At 71.8% G+C, this 19,530-nt stretch carries 14 protein-coding genes; 1 reads left to right on the top strand and 13 read right to left on the bottom strand.

Going from position 1 to position 19,530, the window contains the following annotated elements; all coding sequences use genetic code 11:
- Positions 1–45 precede the first annotated feature (45 nt).
- The 9 genes from ettA to iscB all read right to left on the bottom strand — a co-directional run bounded on the left by ettA (position 46) and on the right by iscB (position 14,994).
- The gene (gene ettA / locus AC5L38_RS14840; RefSeq protein ID WP_495243368.1) at positions 46–1,710 is read right to left on the bottom strand and encodes an energy-dependent translational throttle protein EttA; all 1,665 of its coding nucleotides are present in this window, start codon (positions 1,708–1,710) and stop codon (positions 46–48) included.
- Positions 1,711–1,770: 60 nt separating this feature from the next.
- Positions 1,771–3,000, bottom strand: coding sequence for a GGDEF domain-containing protein (locus AC5L38_RS14835; RefSeq protein WP_495243367.1), 1,230 nt, complete (start codon positions 2,998–3,000; stop codon positions 1,771–1,773).
- A gap of 687 nt (positions 3,001–3,687) precedes the next feature.
- The gene (locus tag AC5L38_RS14830) at positions 3,688–4,620 is read right to left on the bottom strand and encodes a single-stranded DNA-binding protein (protein ID WP_495243366.1); all 933 of its coding nucleotides are present in this window, start codon (positions 4,618–4,620) and stop codon (positions 3,688–3,690) included.
- Between the two features lie 340 nt (positions 4,621–4,960).
- Positions 4,961–6,601: a GTP-binding protein gene (locus AC5L38_RS14825; RefSeq protein WP_495243365.1), complete on the bottom strand. Its 1,641-nt coding sequence runs from the start codon at positions 6,599–6,601 to the stop codon at positions 4,961–4,963.
- Positions 6,598–9,024, bottom strand: coding sequence for a GTPase (locus AC5L38_RS14820; RefSeq protein ID WP_495243364.1), 2,427 nt, complete (start codon positions 9,022–9,024; stop codon positions 6,598–6,600). The genes AC5L38_RS14825 and AC5L38_RS14820 overlap by 4 nt, the downstream gene beginning before the upstream one ends.
- Before the next feature lie 1,430 nt (positions 9,025–10,454).
- Entirely contained in the window at positions 10,455–11,687 is a 1,233-nt protein-coding gene (gene cobA, locus AC5L38_RS14815) for a uroporphyrinogen-III C-methyltransferase (RefSeq protein ID WP_495243363.1), read from the bottom strand.
- Between the two features lie 153 nt (positions 11,688–11,840).
- Positions 11,841–12,923, bottom strand: a complete 1,083-nt coding sequence (gene cobT, locus AC5L38_RS14810; RefSeq protein WP_495243362.1) for a nicotinate-nucleotide--dimethylbenzimidazole phosphoribosyltransferase — start codon at positions 12,921–12,923, stop codon at positions 11,841–11,843.
- 44 nt (positions 12,924–12,967) lie between these two features.
- Positions 12,968–13,795, bottom strand: a complete 828-nt coding sequence (locus tag AC5L38_RS14805) for a sirohydrochlorin chelatase (protein WP_389915418.1) — start codon at positions 13,793–13,795, stop codon at positions 12,968–12,970.
- Positions 13,795–14,994 (bottom strand): RNA-guided endonuclease IscB, encoded by a 1,200-nt coding sequence (gene iscB / locus AC5L38_RS14800; protein ID WP_495243361.1) that lies wholly within the window; start codon positions 14,992–14,994, stop codon positions 13,795–13,797. Before iscB ends, AC5L38_RS14805 begins: the two co-directional genes overlap by 1 nt.
- On the opposite strand from iscB, the gene AC5L38_RS14795 reads away from it, so the two are divergent.
- Positions 14,896–15,168 carry a hypothetical protein gene (locus tag AC5L38_RS14795; RefSeq protein ID WP_495243437.1) on the top strand — a complete coding sequence of 91 codons (273 nt, stop codon included), beginning with the start codon at positions 14,896–14,898 and terminating at the stop codon, positions 15,166–15,168. The two genes, iscB and AC5L38_RS14795, sit on opposite strands and share 99 nt — an antisense overlap.
- Before the next feature lie 509 nt (positions 15,169–15,677).
- Here AC5L38_RS14795 and AC5L38_RS14790 read toward each other — a convergent pair.
- From AC5L38_RS14790 to AC5L38_RS14775, 4 genes are all read right to left on the bottom strand, one after another.
- Positions 15,678–16,220 carry a GNAT family N-acetyltransferase gene (locus tag AC5L38_RS14790; protein WP_495243360.1) on the bottom strand — a complete coding sequence of 181 codons (543 nt, stop codon included), beginning with the start codon at positions 16,218–16,220 and terminating at the stop codon, positions 15,678–15,680.
- Positions 16,221–16,578: 358 nt separating this feature from the next.
- Complete coding sequence (locus tag AC5L38_RS14785; protein ID WP_495243359.1) at positions 16,579–17,247, bottom strand: LutC/YkgG family protein; 669 nt, start codon at positions 17,245–17,247, stop codon at positions 16,579–16,581.
- Positions 17,244–18,650, bottom strand: a complete 1,407-nt coding sequence (locus AC5L38_RS14780) for a lactate utilization protein B (RefSeq protein ID WP_495243358.1) — start codon at positions 18,648–18,650, stop codon at positions 17,244–17,246. The genes AC5L38_RS14785 and AC5L38_RS14780 overlap by 4 nt, the downstream gene beginning before the upstream one ends.
- Positions 18,647–19,519, bottom strand: coding sequence for a (Fe-S)-binding protein (locus AC5L38_RS14775; RefSeq protein WP_495243357.1), 873 nt, complete (start codon positions 19,517–19,519; stop codon positions 18,647–18,649). Before AC5L38_RS14775 ends, AC5L38_RS14780 begins: the two co-directional genes overlap by 4 nt.
- Positions 19,520–19,530: the final 11 nt, after the last annotated feature.

The raw sequence follows: 19,530 nt of genomic DNA, 5'->3' as shown, positions 1-19,530 counted from the left end.
TGCGGAACTCCGGCCCGGAGACCGGCCCGGTCTCCGGGACCGGGGTCAGTCGCGGGTGAGCTTGCGGTAGGTGACGCGGTGCGGCCGGGCCGCGTCGGCGCCCAGGCGCTCGACCTTGTTCTTCTCGTAGTCGGCGTAGTTGCCCTCGAACCAGAACCAGTTCGAGCCCTCTTCCCAGGCGAGGATGTGGGTGGCGATGCGGTCGAGGAACCACCGGTCGTGCGAGGTGATGACCGCGCAGCCGGGGAACTCCAGCAACGCGTTCTCCAGGCTGGAGAGCGTCTCGGTGTCGAGGTCGTTGGTGGGCTCGTCGAGCAGCAGCACGTTGCCGCCCTGCTTGAGGGTGAGCGCCAGGTTGAGCCGGTTGCGCTCACCGCCGGACAGGATGCCCGCCTTCTTCTGCTGGTCCGGGCCCTTGAACCCGAACGCGGCGATGTAGGCGCGCGACGGCATCTCGACCTGGCCGACCTTGATGTAGTCGAGCCCGTCGGAGACGACCTCCCAGACGTTCTTGGACGGGTCGATCCCGCCTCTGCTCTGGTCGGCGTAAGAGATCTTGACGGTGTCGCCGATGACGATCTCGCCGTTGTCGGGCGTCTCGCTACCGGTGATCATCCGGAACAGGGTGGTCTTTCCGACACCGTTCGGGCCGATGATGCCGACGATGCCGTTACGCGGGAGGTCGAAGGAGAGGTTCTCCATCAGGACCCGCTCCTCGAAGCCCTTGGTGAGCTTCTCGGACCGGATGACCGTGGTCCCCAGGCGCGGGCCCGGCGGGATCTGGATCTCCTCGAAGTCGAGCTTGCGGTGCTTGTCGGCCTCGGCGGCCATCTCCTCGTAGCGCTGGAGACGCGCCCGGCTCTTGGTCTGGCGGGCCCTGGCGTTGGAACGGACCCACTCCAGCTCCTCCTCCAGGCGCTTCTTGCGCTTGGCGTCCTTCTGGCCCTCGAGCTTGAGCCGCGCCGCCTTGGCCTCCAGATAGGTGGAGTAGTTGCCCTCGTAGGGGTGGCAGCGGCCCCGGTCGAGCTCCAGGATCCAGTTGGCCACGTTGTCCAGGAAGTAACGGTCGTGGGTGACGGCCAGGACGGTGCCCGGGTATTTCTCCAGGTGCGACTCGAGCCACTGGACACTCTCGGCGTCGAGGTGGTTGGTGGGCTCGTCGAGCAGCAGCAGGTCGGGCTGCTCCAGGAGCAGCTTGCAGAGGGCGACCCGGCGGCGCTCGCCACCGGAGAGCTGGGTGACCTCGGCCTCCGGCGGGGGGCAGCGGAGGGCGTCCATCGCCTGCTCCAGCTGGCTGTCGAGATCCCAGCCGTTGCGGTGGTCGAGGGCGTCCTGGAGCTTGCCCATCTCGTTGAGGAGCTCGTCGCTGTAGTCGGTGGCCATCAGCTCGGCGATCTCGTTGAAGCGGTCGAGCATCGCCTTGGTCTCGGCGACACCCTCTTCGACGTTGCCGAGGACGGTCTTGGATTCGTTGAGGGGGGGCTCCTGCTGAAGCATGCCGACGGTGAAGCCGGGCATGAGCCGGGCGTCGCCGTTGGACGGCTGCTCCAGGCCCGCCATCATCTTCAGCAGCGTCGACTTTCCGGTGCCGTTGGGGCCCAGGACACCGATCTTGGCGCCCGGCAGGAACGACAGCGTCACGTCGTCGAGGACGACCTTGTCGCCGTGCGCCTTGCGCACGCGCTGCAGTGTGTAGATGTACTCCGGCATGCCTTTAGTTTAGGGCCTGGGGAGTTCAGCTAGGGGCGGCCTGGGACAGGGCCCGGGAGTTCAGCCGGGGGCGGACTCGGATCCGGGCCTGCGGGCCGGGGGCACCACGGTGGCGGGCAGGCAGATCTGGTCGCGGCCGAGCTCCTTGGCACGGTAAAGGGCGAGGTCGGCCGCGGCGAGCAGCTCGATCAGGTCGTCCCCGTGCACGCTCATGATCGCGACACCGACCGAGATGGTCACGGTGATCATGTTCTCGTCGGCGGGAACCGCCATCCGCCCCACCCGGGAGCGCAGCCGCTCGGCGACCCTGCGGGCCTCGGTCACGTCGGCCCTGGGCAGCAGGACGACGAACTCCTCGCCACCGAACCGGCCCACCACGTCGTAGTCGCGCAGCTGGCTGCGGATGGTGTCGGCCACCCCGACGAGCACCTGATCGCCGATCAGGTGGCCGTAGGTGTCGTTGACCCTCTTGAAATGGTCGATGTCGACGATCAGCAACGCCAGCGTCTCCCCCGTGCGGCGCGCCCTGACGATCTCGGTGTCGGCCTCCCGCTGCCAGGCCGCGGCGTTCAACAGGCCTGTCTTGAGGTCGGTGCGGGCCGCCGCCTGGAGCTGGGCGTGGAGCAGGCTGCGCTGCAGCAGCACCACCGGGGGCAGCGCCAGGACCAGCAGGGCCGGGTTGAGCCCGCAGGTGATGGAGACGAGGACGCCGAGACAGAGCTCGACGACGTCGAGGAGCAGGTTCTCCCGGTTCCACAGGACCTCCCGCCAGCGGCTGTCGGGGTCGGCGGTGTGGGCGGCGACGGCGATCAGGGCGGTGTTGATCACCGTGAACAGCACCGCGCAGCCGACGGCCACGAGGATCGGCCCGCCCTCGCCCCTGGTCAGCGCGTTCAGGTCGCCGACCACGGCGTGGAAGAGCAGGGAGGCCGCGCATCCGGCCAGGCCGATCGCCGCGGAGCTGACGACCCGCCGGTAGACCACCGTCGCGCGCACCCGCTTCTGCAACAGGAACTGGAGCGGGATGGGCGCCAGGAGGGCGTAGAGGGGCGGGAGGAGCAGCGCGGCGGGCAGCCACCAGGCGGAAAGCAGGTCACGGTAGACGCCCGCGGGCATGCCGAGCCTCCGGGTCGCCTCGATGCACACGGCTCCGCACGCCATCAACGCGGTGAAGGTCAGCACATCGGACCAGCGGAAAACACCGGTTATCGAGAAAAACGCGATCGCGGCGAGATCCAGCGCTACTATCCCGCAGAGGTAGCCGACCAGCGGGCGACGCTGCCCCAGCAAGGGCCACCGATCGACCAAGGGTGTCATGCCGTCGCGCGGTTTGACCGACGTGTGACTGGGAGCCGCCATGTCGTCCCCCTCTCCGACTAACGATGTGTAACACAATAGTTGCGGAGTGTGCGACGCGCGATGGTAACCGCTACCTTTGACAGAGTGAGTCAGCCCACCGGTTGACCCACGACTTGAAAACCGCTCGCTCGGCGAGCGGGCCGTGTGGGAAAGGAGCAAGCCATGCTGCGGGGCGTGACCTGGACCTAACAGGTGTCTCGGCATCTGACACGGGCAAGACCATCGGCCGGTTATCTCGGCGTCACCGCGCTGTCGCGGCGAGACACCGACCGCGTCCGGCCGATGCCCCCTCACTCCGCCCGCACCAGGCCTCCCCTCCGCGAAGCCCTCGCTCCGTCAGACGCTCCGCACACCCGAACCCCATCCCCCCTCGCCCCTCTCTTCCCCTTCCGTCTCCCTTCCTCCGGCGTCCCCTCCCCCCCGGCCAGGACCTCCTGCCCCCGTTCACCTCCCTGACCGAACCGGCTCCCTTCCCGCCAGACGCGGCGTCCTCCCTACGTGGGTCGACGCCGTTCCCGAACGCTGCCTCGCATCGGCGTTCCGGCCGTGAACGCCGTCCACCGGAAGGCCCGGGGCCCGGGGCTCCCGGTGAGACCGGGCCTTCCAGTGGGAAGCGGCTCAGGCCGCCACGCTCTCCCGCGTCGGCCAGGGCGCCTCATCGCTCGCATCCGGGCGGACCCTCACCGCACCCGGCACGCCTTCGGCCGTCTCCTCCCCCGTGCCCGAGCCTCTCGTCCCGACCGCGTCCTGCCGCCTCGCCGTCGTGCTCCTTCCCGCCCTTCCACGCCTCGCCGTGGCCTCTCCCTCGACCGCCACCTTCCGGGCAGGCTCGTGATCCTGTCCGGCGGGCTCGTGATCCCCGGCCGGCTCGTGACCCCCCGCCGGCTCGTGATCCGCCTCGCGCGGCGGGACCTCGGCGGCCTCGCCGGAATCGGCGGTGTCCCCGAGACCGGTGATGCCTCCGGGATGGGTGACGCGTCCGGAGGTCGCGGCGTCCTCGGCCGCCTCACCGCCCGGCGTGATCTCCGCCTCGCGCGAAGCGGGCGCCTCGTCGTCGAAGCCGGTCTTCAGCAGGGACAGGACGCCGGCGGCACCGGCCGCGACGGGGGCGCCGCCGCTCATGGCCCAGTCGGAGGTCTCCCGGTCGAGCTCGATCCGCTCCGCGCTGCCGAGGGCCGCGACCGGCCCGCCGCGCTGCGGCTTGGTGAAGCTCCCGAGCCCCCAGCGCAGGTCGTGACCGAGCGAGTTGGCCTCCACCTCGGGCATGAACCGGCGCTCCCCCTCGTGAGCGAACTCGCGGATCCGCAGCCGTCCCTGGACCACGACCGGCTGGCCCAGATGGACCGACTGCGCGACGTTGTCGGCCAGCCCGCGAAAGCAGCGGACCCCGAAGTAGGTCGTCTCACCGTTGCGCCACTGCTGGTTCTCGCGATCGAAGTAACGGCTCGTCGAGGCGATCTTGAGCGAGGTCACCCGGGAGCCGTCGGGGAAGGTGTGCTGGCGCGGCGGGGCCGCGACGTTACCGGTCAGCGTGACGTAGATGTCGTTCATCGTGCCTCCCATGAGAGCCGGCCGAATGCCGGCGGCATGAAGGACACGATGGCCCGGCCCACCCCCCGCACGGATTACCGAATCGCGCTCTGTGGACAAGCCCGGGAGGCGTGCGAGAGCTGTGGACAACCCGGCCTCACCCGCCCGGCGCGAGGAGGGCCGACCTCGTTCCCGAGCGAAGATTCCCGAACAAGGGTTCCCGAACAAGGGTTCTTGAACAAAGACCCCCGAGCGAGGATTTCCGAACGAAGCCGACCTCGTTCACCTCCGAGCGAGGTTCACCCCTGAGCGAGGTTCACCCCGAGCAAGGTTCACCCCCGAGCGAGCAGGAGGGAACGGGTCAGCCTCGCAGGCCCCGCATGGCCGAGTAGAACTCGTTGTAGCGGGTCAGCTCCCGCTCCACCGGCTCGATCACCATGCTCTCGGCGACCCCGGCGACCCGGCGGCGCATCTCGCGCTCCAGCGCGTCACGCTCGTTGCCCGCGCCGAGCACGACGAAGTTGCGGCTGGCCATCGCGGTGAGCAGGCCGAGTCCCAGGACGGAGAAGATCATCAGTCCGACCCACGGCAACGAGGCGGCGTCGCCGAACACCTCCAGCCCCTCCGGCGGGTTCCCGGATTCGAACACGCCGTAGGTGAGGGCCGTACCGACCCAGGCCAGGCCCGCGACGAAGAGCAGGACCAGGAAGTACTGCCAGGCCAGGAGCAACCGCCACCAGCCTGGCACCCTGTCCAGCCGCGGCGCGACCTCGGACAGCTCCTCGGAGAGCACCTCCGGCAGCTGCGAGGAGCGGGAACGCGCGGCGTCCCTGATCCCGTTCTGCCATGCCTCGTGCATGCCCGAACTCAGGCCGTCGGTGAGCGCCTGGACGGCGGTGTCCACCTCGGCGGGCTGCGCGCTGACCGAGCCGCCGGTCAGGCCGTGGATCTCGTCTCGCAGATTGCCCAGGCGCAGGCTGCTCAGCGGGTCGGGACGGAGCTTGGCGGCCCATCGGGTGTAGGGCCAGCCGACCCACTCGCCTGACCGCTCGGCGTAGACGTTCTCCATCGCCTCGCCGACCGCGGGAACGCCGACCGCGTCGCAGAGGGCGTCGGTGAGGCCGATCCTGCGGGCGTCGTCGATGGATGAGGGCGGAGCGGACGTGCCGTCGGCGGGCATGACCTTCGCGAGGCGGAGCGTCAGCCGGCCGAGATCGGCCTCCAGCCGCTGGGTCGCGGCCCTGCGCTTGGAAACGGTCTCGGCGAGGACGCCCTTGAGGTTGTCGACGCCCCTGCCCGTGATTGCCGAGGTGGTGACGATCACCGGGCGCTCGACCCCCTCACGCCGGAGCAGGCCGTCGAGGTCCGCGACGCACTCGGCCAGCTCCTCCTGGTCGAGCCGGTCGGCCTGGTTGAGCACGAAGATCGTCACCGCCTCCTGCCCGGCCAGGTCGGTCACATAGCGCCGGTGCGTGGAGGCGTCGGCGTACTTCTGCGGGTCGAGGACCCACACGACGAGGTCGGCGACCTGGATCAGCCGGTCGGCCTCGGTGTCGGTCAGCGCCCGGATGGAGTCGTGGTCGGGCAGGTCGAGCAGGATCAGCCCGTGGAGCTGGCTCTCGCCCCGGTCCAGGGCGCTGGCCCGCGCGAAGCGGTGCCGCCACTGGATCTGCAGCCAGTCGAGCAGCGGGCCCGCGCCGTCCAGGCCCCAGACGCAGGCGTGCGTACGGGCCGTGGTCGGGCGGCGTACCCCCGTCGGCGACAGCTCCAGGCCGGAGATCGAGTTGAACAGGGTCGACTTGCCGCTGCCGGTACCTCCCGCGAGCGCGACCACCGTGTGGTCGGAGGAGAGCTTGAGCCTGTCACCGGCGCGCAGCAGCAATTGCCCCGCGTCGGTGAGGAGCTTGGGCTCGACCTTGCCCGGCCCCAGCTCCACGATCCGAGCCAGCGCGGCGAGCCGGCTGCCGAGACCCTGGCGTGACTGGGTGGTGCCAACACTCATCGGGCGACCTCAAGGTTGTACGTTGCCTGGTAAAGGCGGGTGGCGGCGGATTCGTCAGGTATGCCCGCACCGTCGAGAGCCTGGACGTAACGCGCCATCTCGTCGTCGAAGAGCATGCCGATCCGGGCTCGGAGATCGCTCCGGGCCTTCACGCCGATGTTGCGCAGCGACTCCGCGCCGAGCAGCGCGTGCACCAGCCGCTGCGGCAGCGCCCCGGTGCCGTTCTGCGCGTCCGAGGAGCCGTAACCGAGCAGCCCGATGGTCAGGATCAGCGACAGGGACTCGACGTCGAACGAGATCACCCTGGCGACCGACCGCTTGGTCACCCCCTCGGTGCGGATCAGCTCGATGATGTGCTCCTGCCAGGCCGCGATGGTCCGGCCGGTCCTGCGCAGCAGCTCGTCGGACGCGCGGCCGAGACCGGGTGCCGACGCCAGGGCCTCCTGCGCGCCCGGACGGTTCAGCCAGCGCGAGGCGGCCTCCTCCGCGGCCCGGTGCGCCGCCGAGACGACCATCGACTCCAGCCCCGCCCGCAGCGCGGACTTCAGGGCGCTGAGCCGCTCGGGCGCCTGCTGGTTCCCCTTGCCGCCGAAACGGCTCGGCCTGCGCAGGTGGAGGGTACGCATGAGGTCGCCGGACCCGGCGAAGTCCTGCCAGCGGGCGAGCACCTCGCCCCGGAGCAGCGAACCGTCTCCGGTGCTCTTGTCGATCTCGGCCAGCGCGCGGGTGTAGGCGCCGTCCACGTCGCCGCGCAGGTCCCTCCGGAAGGCGACCTGGATCTCCAGTTGCTTGGCCAGCGCGGGCACGCGGGTGCGGAAGCTGTTCAGCACCCCGTCCAGGGTCGCCTGTACGGCCTGCGCACGGCGCCGGTCGTCGACCGACAGCTCGGTGAGCCACAGACGCAGCTCGCTCACCTCGTGGTCGGGGAGCATCCCGTCGGTGACCTTGCTCTCGTTGATGACAAACCGGTCGACCTCGCCGAGGCCGTACTCGGTGAGCATCCTGACGAAGTGCTTGTTGATCACTTCTTGGGACCTGGGCGGGACCCGGGAGAGCACGATGGCCAGCCGGGCCCCGCGCTCCTTGGCCAGGCGGAGCAGCCGCCAGGCCGGGGCGTCGGCGTACCGGGCGGCGGTGGTGACGAAGATCCACAGATCGGCCGCGTCGAGCATGCGGTGGGCGATCTCGTGGTGCTCCTCGACGACCGAGTCGATGTCGGGGGTGTCGAGCAGGGCCACGCCCGCCGGGAGGCGTTCGGTGGAGACGAGCACGAGGCCCCCGGACGCGTCCTCGGGGTCGGGCTCGCTGAGCCGCCGGAGGCTGCCGAGCAGGTCGCCCTTGGCGAACCACTCGTGGTCGTCGGGGTGGCAGGCCAGCACGGGCGTCCCGGTCGTCGGGCGGCGCACGCCGGTCGCGCTGACCTTGGCGTTGGCCAGGGTGTTGAGGAGCGTGGACTTGCCCGCGCCGGTGGAGCCCGCGACCACGACGAGCGCGGGCGCGGTGCTCGTGTGGACACGAGGGATCACGTAGTCGTCGAGCTGGGCCAGGATCTCGCCCTGGACCCGCCTGGCCTCCTCCGCCCCGGGAAGGTCCAGGCCGAAGCTGAGGTCGGTGACACCGGTTCGTACGGCGGTGAGCGCGCTGCTCAGCGCCTCGGAGACGGCTTCGGGAAGCGGGGTCTCCCGCGTCCGGCCATCCGGCGACCCGGCGCCGTCCTCGTCGCGGGTCTCCTCGGTCTCGGCCTCGGTCTCGGCTTCGGTCTCGGCCTCCGTGTCGCCGTCGGCGGTTCCGGCCTCGTCCCCGTCGCTCTCGTCTCGCCTCTCGTCGGCGGTCTTGGAGGGCTCGGGGTCGGTCGCGGTCCGGCCGTCGGTCCCGGCGGTCTCGGCGTCGCGCCGGACCTCGTCGCTCCCGCTCTCGTCACTCTCGGTCTCAACGGCTCGCGGGATCGCGGCGCCGGTCTCGGCGTCGTCGATCCCGGCGGGCTCGTCCTCGACCTCGACCTCTTCCTCGTCCCGGGACGGGAGCTCGCCATGGCCGTCGCTCCGGGCACCGTCGGCGCTCTCGGCACCGGCCTCGGGAGCGTCGTCGGCCCGCGAGGTGCCGGCGGTAGCGCCGCCCACGCGGGGCTCACCGTCCTCACGGTCCTCACCGTCATCGCCGTCCGTCAGGGGCCGTCCGGCCTCGACCTGATCGTCGGCGTGGTCGGCTCCGGGCGTCCCACCGTCACTCTCCGCGCTCTCCCCGGAGCCGTCGCGCGGCTTCTCGGTGGTCGTGCCGAGAATGAAGACGACCTCGTCACGTTCCGCGTCCTTCTCGGACCGCTCCCGCTCCTCATCGGTCCGGCTCGCGCGAAGGGGCGGAGCGCCTTCGGCGCGGGACCGCTCTTCCTCGCCTGCAGTACGGGAGGCGTCGGTGTCTTCCAAATCCGCGGGGGCCGAGGCTTCCCCGGGGGCGGGACTCGGAGTCTCACTTCCCGCCCCACCGGGCGGCGGGGGCGTGGCGGGGCCGCCCGTACGGGGACTCGGGGGAACGGGAGCCCCCGGGCGGAAGATCGCGCCGGGAGCGTTGTCGGCGGCGTCCCCGTCCCGGGGAGTGCCAGGAGGGACAGTGGCGCCTGGGCGGAAGGCCGCGCCGGGGGCGGCGGCCGGGGAGGAGGGCGCGGCGGGGCCGGGTGTACGAGGAGCGCTCGGCGGGACGGGGGCGCCCGGGCGGAAGAGCGCGCCGGGAGCGGTGTCGCCGCGAGAGGCGCCCGAGGGACCGGGAGCACCCTGCCCTCGGGGAACACCCGGAGAAGCGGTGGGGGCGCCTCCACGGGGCACGCCCGGAGAGGCGGGAGCGCCCGGCGCGGCCGGGGCGCCCCGGGGGGCGGGGGCGGCGGCACCGGGGGCGGCACCCGGCGAGCCGGGAGCACCCCCACGAGGGGCGTTCGGATAGCCGGGAGCGCCCTGACCGGGGGCCGCGGCGGGGCCGCCGCGAGAGCCGGGAACGCCTCCCCGGGAAGCACCAGGAGCACCGGGAGCACCGGGAGCACCGGAGGAAGGCGTGCCGGGGCCGGGTGTACGAGGAACGCTCGGCGAGACGGGGGCGCTCGGACGGTAGGCGTACGGGGAGGCGGGAGCGCCCTGACCCGGGGCCGCGACAGGGCCGCCACCACGAGAACCGGGAGCGCCGCCCGGACCGCCACCGCGAGAACCGGGAGCACCCTGACCCGGAGCCACCACAGGGCCGCCACCACGAGAACCGGGAGCGCCCTGACCCGGAGCCGCACCGGGCGGAGCCGCGGCGGGGCCGCCTCGTGAGGGGGCCGCTGGACGACCGCCCTGGGTGCGCGGGGAGGTGGGGCCGGGGGCCGCCTCACGGGAGGTGGTGATGGCCTCGATCTTGGCCTGGGCGGCTGCGGCGGCGGCGCGGAAGGCCGCCATCGCCTCCTCGGGGGCGGGCGGGGCGGCGGGATCGCTCGCCCCGGCCTGGGGCGCGGCACCTGCTGCCCTGCCCGGCCCGGCGGGGCCCGCGGTCCTGCCCGAGGGCGCGGCGGGGCCGGTCACGCCACCCGGGACCGCGGGACCGGCCACCCGGCCCCGGGGCGCGGCGGGACCGCCGGGCGCTCCGGGCGCGGCGGTGCCGGGGGGAACCGTTCCGGGGGCGGCTGCTCCCGGCTGGGTCGCGGGGGACTGCCCGCGGGCGCGGATGGAGGCCGCGTCGTCGTCGGCGCGGATGGCGCCGAAGGTCACCGTCTGCTCGCCGGGGGATTCCTTGTCATCCGACGGGGTGCCGTCGGGTGGCTCCTGGGGGGTGCCGGCAAGGCGAGGGTCGCGGCCACCACCTGAGTGGGGGGGCCTGTTGGACGCCGATTTCACGGTACTCGCTCCGCTCGAACCATCTCGACCTCCTGGCCGACCTTCACGACATCGCCGACGATCACGATCGCAGGTGGCCGAATCCCAGCCGCGCTCACGCGCTCCGCCACGGTGGATAGCGTGGCGTAAAGAGCGCGTTGGGTCGGAAGGGTACCGTCCTGTACCACCATTACGGGAGTTTCCGGCGAACGTCCGTCATGGATCAGCGTTTCGGCGATCGTTCCGATCCGTTCGACCGCCATCATAAGCACCAGCGTGCCGCCGGATCTGGCCAAATTGGGCCAGTCGACGGTGGATCTCTCGTCACCCGGCGGAACATGCACGGAGATCACGTGAAATTCCTGGCTCACACCGCGATGTGTCACGGGCACGTTGGCGGCGGCGGGCACCGCGACCGGGCTGGTGATGCCCGGAACCACGATGACCGGGATGCCCTCGCGGGCGCAGGCGAGCATCTCCTCGCCGCCACGGCCGAAGACGAACGGGTCGCCTCCCTTGAGCCGGACCACGAACTTGCCCTGCTTGGCGTGCTCGACCAGCAGCTCGTTGATCCTCTCCTGGGCCATGTAGCGGCCGTAGGGGATCTTCGCGGCGTCGATCAGCTCGACGTCCGGGGAGAGCTCGTCGAGCAGGGCCTGCGGGGCGAGGCGGTCGGCGACGACCACGTCGGCCTGGGCGAGCAGCTGCCGCCCGCGAACCGTGATCAGGCCGGGGTCGCCTGGCCCTCCGCCGACCAGGGCCACACCCACCGGCTTGGCGCGGTTGCGCCTGGCGTCGACCGTGCCGTCCCTGAGGGCTCCGACGACGGCGTCCCTGATCCCGGCGGCGCGGCGGGGGTCGCCTCCGGCGGTGATCGCCACGCTGATCTCGTCCACCTTGCCGCTGGCCGGGGTCCAGGCCGCCGAGGCGTCCTTGTCGTCGGCGCGTACGCACCAGATCCGCTTGGCCTCGGCCTCCGCGGCCACCGCGGCGTTCACCGCGCGGTCGTTCGTGCAGGCCTGCACCAGCCAGGCCCCGTCGACGTCGCCGACCTGGTAGCGCCTGGTCTCCCAGGTCACCCGGCCCGTCGCGATGAGGTCGTCGAGGGCGTGCGTGACACTCGTCGAGACGATGGTGACCAGGGCACCCGCTTCGAGCAGTGCCGGCACCCGCCGCTGGGCGACGCGCCCTCCACCCACGACGAGCACTCGCCGCCCGGAGAGGCGCAAGCCAAGCAGGTAGGGCGACATGACGACAGATCTCCCGTTCGCGAGGAATTGTGAAGCATGGCGTGCTAAGAGGTAAACCTACCGGCTAACGGCGCCCTCTTCGCTGCTCCCGTGTTAACAGCTGTCAAGGAAGGGCTGACCGCTGTCAATCCGCCGGACCAAGACTTCCGTAGATCAGGCTTCCTTGTCCGTCACACCGGCCGAATCGAAGGTCGCGACCTCGTGCATCACCCTGACGGCCGCGCAGACGAGGGGATGGGCGAGCAGGCCGCCCGTACCCTCGCCGAGCCGGAGTTCCAGCTCGACCAGGGGGCGCAGCCCGAGGTGGTCCAGGGCGACGGCGTGACCGGGCTCGGCCGAACGGTGGCCCGCCACGCAGTGGTCGACGGCGCCGGGGGCCAGCGCCGCCGCCGCCAGCGCCGCCGCCCCCGCGATGACGCCGTCCAGGATGACCGGTACGCGAAGAGCCGCCCCGGCGAGGACGAACCCGGCGATCGCCGCGTGCTCCAGGCCGCCGACCGCGGCCAGCGTCTCCAGGGCGGGCCTCCCGGGGGCGTCGCCCCGCCCGCCCTCCAGGCCGTTCACCCGGAGGGCCTCGCGAACCACCTCGACCTTGCGCGCCAGGGTCTCGTCGTCGACGCCGGTACCCCTGCCGGTCACGGTGGCCGCTTCATGGCCGGTGAACGCGCAGATCAGCGCGGCCGAGGCGGTGGTGTTGGCGATGCCCATGTCCCCGGTGACCAGGCAACGGGCACCCCCCTCGACCAGGGCGCGGGCCACGGCCATCCCGGCCTCCAGGGCCGCGGTCGCCTGCTCGGGGGTCATCGCCGGTCCCCGGGACAGGTCGGCCGTGCCGTACGCGACCTTGCTAATCGTCAGGCCGGGCGCGGGGTCGAGGTCGGCGGCCACGCCGACGTCGACGACCGTCACCGAGGCGCCGACCTGGGCGGCGAAGGCGTTGGCCACGGCACCGCCCGCGAGGAAGTTGCCGACCATCTGCAGGGTGACCTCCCGTGGCCACGGGCTCACGCCTCTGGCGTGGACTCCGTGGTCCGCGGCGAAGATCGCCAGAGCCGCGGGGACCGGGAGCGGTGGCGGGCTGACCGCCGCGGCTCCCGCCAGCCGTACCGCCACGTCCTCCAGGGCGCCCAGCGCGCCACGGGGCTTGGTCAGGCGGTCCTGGTGGGCGCGGGCCTCGGCGACGGCCGCCGGGTCCGCGGGACGGATCGCCGCGATGGTCTCCTCAAGGATGGTCATGTGATCAGTCTCCCTTGGGACACGGCTTCGACGCTCGCCGGGGTTCACCAGGCGATGCCGCTGAGCGCCTCCTCGTAGCGCTCGATGACCACGTCGGCCAGGCCCTCGCAGTCACCGATGACGTCGGCGCAGCGGACGTCCAGGTTCGAGTGGCCGGCGGCGTAGGCCATGGCCTGCGCCCAGACGCGGTCGAGCAGGCCGCCGGCGAACAGCAGGTAGGGAACGACGATCACGCGCTTGGCGCCGAGGCGGCGGCAGCGCTCGATGCCGCCGGGGACGCCCGGCGGGGTGAGGGAGACGAAGGCCGTCTCCACGGTCATGTACTCGTGGGCGTGGGTCTCCCAGAAGAGGCGGGAGACCCGGTGCACGTCGGCGTTCGTCTCGGGGCTGGTGGAGCCGTCGCCGACCAGGACGACGGCGGTCTCGCCGATCTCGATGTGCTCGGGCTCGTCGTCGAACGCCCCGGCGGCGGCCGGGACCAGCCGGAGGCTGGCGACCTCGGCGGCGGCGTCGGCCAGGCGCTCGGCGAGCAGCGCGAGGATGCGGGGGTCGGAGCCCAGGGGGCGTCCGTAGTCGCAGGTCAGCATGGGGTGCCGCTCCTGCTCGCGGGCCATCGCGGCGGGGATGTCCGCGCCGAGCCACACGTCGCCGGTGAGGCTCATCGGCTGGGCCACCATCCGGTGGTGCCCGCGCGCGACCAGCGAGGCGACGGAGTCGCTGAGACGCGGTCTGGCCCTGGCGATGTAGCCGCCGGAGACGTCCGCTGCCGTCTGGTCCAGGCGGCAGCGGAGCCGGTGGATGAATCTACCGAATTCAGCAGATCCATTGTCGTCGTGCGAGCCCTGCCCGATGAGCAGCAGCGGCGGTTTCATCAAATTTCTCCAGCGTGGATACCCACGTCTTCAGGCGGGGGAGAAAACGCGGCACGAAGCCACGCCTCTGAACGGAGGGTGTAGGCGTAGCCGTCCGCTCTCTGCAGCAGACGTACATGGCGGTGGCCGATGCCCTGCACGGTGCCGTGCCGGGTGGTGATGTTGAACGTGCCGGTGGAGCGGACCGCGACCCGACCGGTGTGGACCCCGGCCTTCTTCCCGGTCGGGACGTTCGCCCGGACCAGGTCACCGGTCTGGAAACCGCGCACGGTCTTGATCCGGGGAAGCCGCAGCCGGGGGAACCCGTACTTGTCGGCGCGGGTTCGGCAGTAGGTGCCACGCCCGGTCGCCTTGACCACGAGCACCCTGGACGGCCAGCCGGTGACGGCCGCCGCGTCCCGCAACGACGCCTTCGCCTTCCCGAGAATCTTCGCCAGGAGCGCGGGCGTGGCCTTGAGAAACTCCTGGATCGAGGTGGCGTTCTTGACTTGGTTGCAGGGGACGCAGGCCAGGGTGAGGTTGTCGATGCGATCAGAGCCGCCCCGGCAACGCGGGTGGATGTGTTCGATGTTGAGCGGCGCGTCCCGCTTGCCGCAGTACGCGCACATGCGTCCCCATTTGGCCAGCAGATACTCTCGGACCTCGTATCCGGCGAGGGTGCCGCACCGGTACTCCACTCCTTCGAGGAGCTTGCCCGCCGACATGGCGTGCGTGTCGAACGCGACACGTTCGACGTGGACGGCTCGAACAGGCGCCCAGCGCCCCAGTCGTCCCACCCAGGACATCGTCGTGTCCACGCGGTGTCGCAGGGATGGCGCGAGCCAACCCTGCGGCCTGGTGCGATTGGAGAAACGGGGCGCGCGGTAGCGCAGGTTGCGGGAACGGCGCCCCCGGCGCAGCGCGGCCCGTGCGCCGAGCCTGTCGCGGATCCGGGCACCCCGGTGATCGAGTTGGATGCCGTAGATGCCGGCACGAATCCCGTCGCGTTCGGTGAACACCGCGATGCCGGTGTGCTTGGAGCCGGGGTCGATGCCGACCTCGACGCCCTGGACCGTGGAGTCGGCGACGGCACGCTCACGCAGGCGGATGACGAACGGGGTATGCCGGTGGACCACGGCCCGGCCGGAGGCCAGCAGGCGGCGGGCGCGGGCAGGGTGACACGGATCAAGCGGTTGGCCGTGTGTGTCCAGGACGAACACGGCCGGGTGAACCTCACGGTCGGCTCCCTCGGGCGCCGTGGCGCCGTCGGGGTGACGCCGGAGCGGACGGGTGCCGTCCGATCCGATCTCCCCTCGCCCATGTTCCACGCCGGCTACCGCCGCGAGGCGGTGTCCGCGTCCCGTTTCGTGCCCACCCTCGGGCGTGTCTGCTGACGCGGATTCCAGAGCAGCGGGCTGAGGAAGCACCCGCTGGTGGGTCTGCCGGCCTACATGAAACGTAGTCAATCGAATGCACCTCCTCAGTGATCGACTCGGGCTGGTCAACGCGGGACTTCGAAGCGCATCGCTACACCTCAAGCCCTCTCCTTCAGGAGGGGGTCGTTGACGGAAACAGGACTCCAATGACCTTGACCTGGGGTTACGCAGTGGCGACTCGCGACAATATCCGATGACGGCACTACATGGACAGGTAACGGATAGGTAAATTCTGTCTTTTCTTGCGCGGGTGTGACGGGCCGCAAAGACGGGACCGGCGGCGGCGGGCGATGCTCCCTCACCGGCCGGGCCAACTGGATCACACGCCATGGCACGGTAACCGGGCTCGCGGGAGACGTCCAGCACGGCCACGCCGGTGTTTCACACCCCGCGCCACCAGCCCGTTCCCCCTCCTGGCCAGGGAGGTCTTCCGTCGCGCCGCCCACGACACGAAAATCAGGCGCGGATCAGGACAGATCAGTTCTGAGCATTCCGAACACCACGATGTCGCGCGGGCCGTCCTCCGCCAGCTCGGCTGCGCGCAGCACGCCCTCCCTGACGAAACCGGCCTTCTCCGCGACCCGGAGGGAGGCCGTGTTGGCCAGGTCGGCGCGGAGCTCGATCCTGCGCATCGCGGTGGTCTCGAACACCCAGCGCGTCACGCCGAGCAGTGCCTCGGTGGCGTAGCCCCGGCCCCGGTGCAGCGGGTGCACCCCGTACCCGACCTCGGTGGTCCCGGCGCCCCAGAGGGTCCTGAAAAGGCTGATCGCCCCCACGACAAGGTTTTCGGCCTCCATGGCCAGGTGTACGCCCTGGCCGGAGCGGCGCAGCTCGTGCGCACCGTGGGAGAGCCACTGGGAGACGCCCGAGGGATGACCGGGCGCGCCGGGCGGCAGGAACCTGGCACGCGCCTCGATCACCGAGCGGACACGGGCCGCGTCACCGGGGTGGAAGGGCCGGATCACGAGCCGGCCCGTCAGGATCGGCGGATCGGGTGCGAAGGCGGTCACGCGCCCTCCTTGCCGGGGGATGTGTGGCCCCACCCTCATCCCGGCGCCCCCGCCCGCGCAAGCCCGGACATTCGCCTCATCCCGCGAGCGGGGTACGGCCGGGGGACCGCATCCGGCGTAAGCGCGCGGCGGGCCTCCGGCATCCGGTGAAAGCGTCCGACGGGCCTCCGGCATCCGGTGAAAGCGTCCGACGGGTCTTCGGCACCCGGCGGATCGGGACCGCGCCGCCGGGCCTGGCGGGCCCGTGCCCGGGTCGGTCCCGGCCCTTGCTTGGGCCGGTCGTGGCCCGTGTCCGGGCCGGTCCCGGCCCTTGCTTGGGCCGGTCGTGGCCCGTGCCCGGGTCGGTCCCGGCCCGCGCTCAGCGGACGATGACGACCTCCAGCGTGCGCGGGCCGTGTACGCCCTCCACCCGGTTCAGCTCGATGTCGCTGGTCGCGGAGGGGCCGCTGATCCAGGTCAGCGGCCTGGAGGGGTCGAGCCTGCCGACGGCCTCCGGGACACCCGCCACGATCTGCCCGGCCCGTACGACACACAGGTGGTAGTCGGGGACCAGGGTCAGCGCCCGCCGCCCCTGCCCGGGCCCGGCGTCCAGCACGATGGTCCCGGTCTCCGCGACGGCGACCGCGCACCCGGTGACGACCCCGTCCACCGTGTCCAGTTCGGTCGCGCTCAGCGGGGGATCGTCGGTGATCGGGTCGTCCGGTGCCCACTCCGGCGGCAGGCCGTCCGGGACGACCAGCCGGACGGCACCCTGACGGGCCAGCGCAGCCGCGATCGTCTCCGCCGCCTCGGCCGCCTCGACCACGTGCACGGCGGCCCGGTAGTCGGCCACACGCTCGGCGAACAACTCCACCACGCCCTCCGGACCGGCCGGTGGTGACGTGCGGTAGGACCGGGTGATCTCGACCTCGGGGGCTCCGGCCACGGCGGAACGGATCCTCGACAGGATCAGCTCCCTGCCGCTCTTACCGGAGGCGCCGCCCTCACCGGAGGCGCCGGTCGCTTCGGACGGGCGTGCGGGGGTCATCGGGCGCCTCCGTCGGTACGGTTCCACCAGTCGCGGAAGGACTCGGCGGGGATGTCGGGAATGTCGCGAGTATCGGTCCAGGCCGACAGCGGCCCCGGCAGGCGCCCCGGGACGAACCTGCGCAGCCGCCCGCCGAACCGCTGGGCCCGTGCCAGCCGCGCGGGGCGGTCGAACACCCACCCGGCGGCGCGCATGCCCATGCGCTCGGCACGCGCGTGGCGGACCTTGCCGCGCAGGTGGACCAGGACCTCGGGGATGTCGATCGCGACCGGGCAGGCGTCGAAGCAGGCGCCGCAGAGGGTCGAGGCGTACGGCAGCGACGCGTCCAGCTCCGAGGCGGTCCCGCGCAGCTGCGGGGTGAGGATCGCCCCGATCGGGCCCGGGTAGACCGAGCCGTACGCGTGGCCCCCGGCGCGCTCGTAGACCGGGCAGACGTTGAGGCAGGCGGAGCATCGGATGCAGCGCAGCGCCTGGCGGCCGACCTCGTCGGCCAGCACGTTCGTGCGGCCGTTGTCGAGCAGCACCAGGTGGAACTCCTGGCCCTCGACCGCGCCGGTCCAGGTGGACGTGTAGGGGTTCATCCGCTCGCCGGTGGAGCTCCTGGGCAGCAACTGGAGGAAGACCTCCAGGTCCCGCCAGCTCGGCAGCAGCTTCTCGATGCCGACCACGCTGATCAGCGTCTCGGGCAGGGTGAGACACATCCGCCCGTTGCCCTCGGACTCCAGCACCACCAGCGTGCCGGTCTCGGCGATCATGAAGTTGGCACCGGAGATCGCGACCTTGGTCGACAGGAAGCGCTCGCGCAGGTGGAGCCTGGCGGCCTCGGCGAGGGCGCGGGGCTCGTCGCTCAGGTCCTCGGGCGCCGCGCGTCCCCAGTCGGCCATCTTGTCCTGGAAGATCTCGCGGATCTCCGACCGGTTGCGGTGGATCGCCGGGACCAGGATGTGCGAGGGCCAGTCGTCGCCGAGCTGGACGATCAGCTCGGCCAGGTCGGTCTCGTACGCCGTGATGCCCTCCTCCAGGAGGGCCTCGTTGAGGCCGATCTCCTGGGTGGCCATCGACTTGACCTTCACCACGCTGGTCTCGCCGGTGGCCTTGACCAGGTCGGCGACGATCCTGTTGGCCTCCTCGGCGTCGGCCGCCCAGTGGACGTGGCCGCCCGCCGCGGTGACGGCCTCCTCCGTCCGGAGGAGGTAGCGCTCCAGGTTGCGCAGGGTGTGGTCCTTGATCTCCTTGCCCGCCCGGCGGAGCTCGGCCCAGTCGGGCAGCTCGCCGACCACGGAGGCCCGCTTGCCGCGGATCGTACGGGTGGCCTTGCGGAGGTTGTATCTGAGCTGTGAGTCCTGCACGGCGACCGCGGCGTTCGCCGGGAAGGCGGGCATGCCCAGGAAGGTGCCGCTCATCGGGTGGCCTCGGTGGCGGCGAGGATCTCGGCGAGGTGCATGATCCGCACGCCGGTGCGCTGGCGCTTCAGGGTGCCGCCGATGTGCATCAGGCAGGAGTTGTCGGCGGCGCACAAAACCTCGGCGCCGGTGGTCGTGACGTTGTGCACCTTGTCGGCGCACATGGCCGCGGAGATCGCCGGGTTCTTCACCGCGAAGGTGCCGCCGAAGCCGCAGCACTGGTCGGCATCGGGGAGCGGGACCAGCTCCAGCCCCCTGACCTGCTCCAGCAGCCGGGTGGGCCGGTCGCCCACCCGGAGGATGCGCATCGAGTGGCAGGTCGGGTGGTAGGTCACCCGGTGCGGGAAGTAGGCGCCGACGTCGGTGACACCGAGGACGTCGACGAGGAACTCGGAGAGGTCGTAGACCTTGGGCACCAGCTCGGCGACCTCGGCGGCGAAGGAGCCGGACGCGTCTCCCGCCGCGGCCTCGACGGTCCCGGTGATCAGGCCGCCGGGGGTTCCGGCCCCGACCGGGGCGGGTGCGGCGGAGGTGCGGGCGGCGGAGGCGGGGACGGAGGAGGTGCGGGCGGCGGAGGCGGGGACGGAGGAGGTGCGGGCGAGCCGCGGGTACTGCTCGCGGACCATCGCGGCGCACGATCCCGAAGGCGCGACGACCGCGTCGTACCCGGCGAAGACGTCCACGAAGTGCCGCGCGAGCCGCCTGCCCTCATCGGGGTATCCCGTGTTGACGTGCATCTGGCCGCAGCAGGTCTGCGCCCGGGGGAACTCGACGTCACACCCCAGGCGGCGCAGCAGCGTGACGACCGCCCGCCCGGTGCCGGGAAACAGTGTGTCGTTCACGCAGGTGATGAAGAGGGCGACGCGCACGGCACTCCTTC

Source organism: Streptosporangium nanhuense (assembly GCF_059358815.1).
This window is presented reverse-complemented; position numbering and strand designations above follow the sequence as displayed.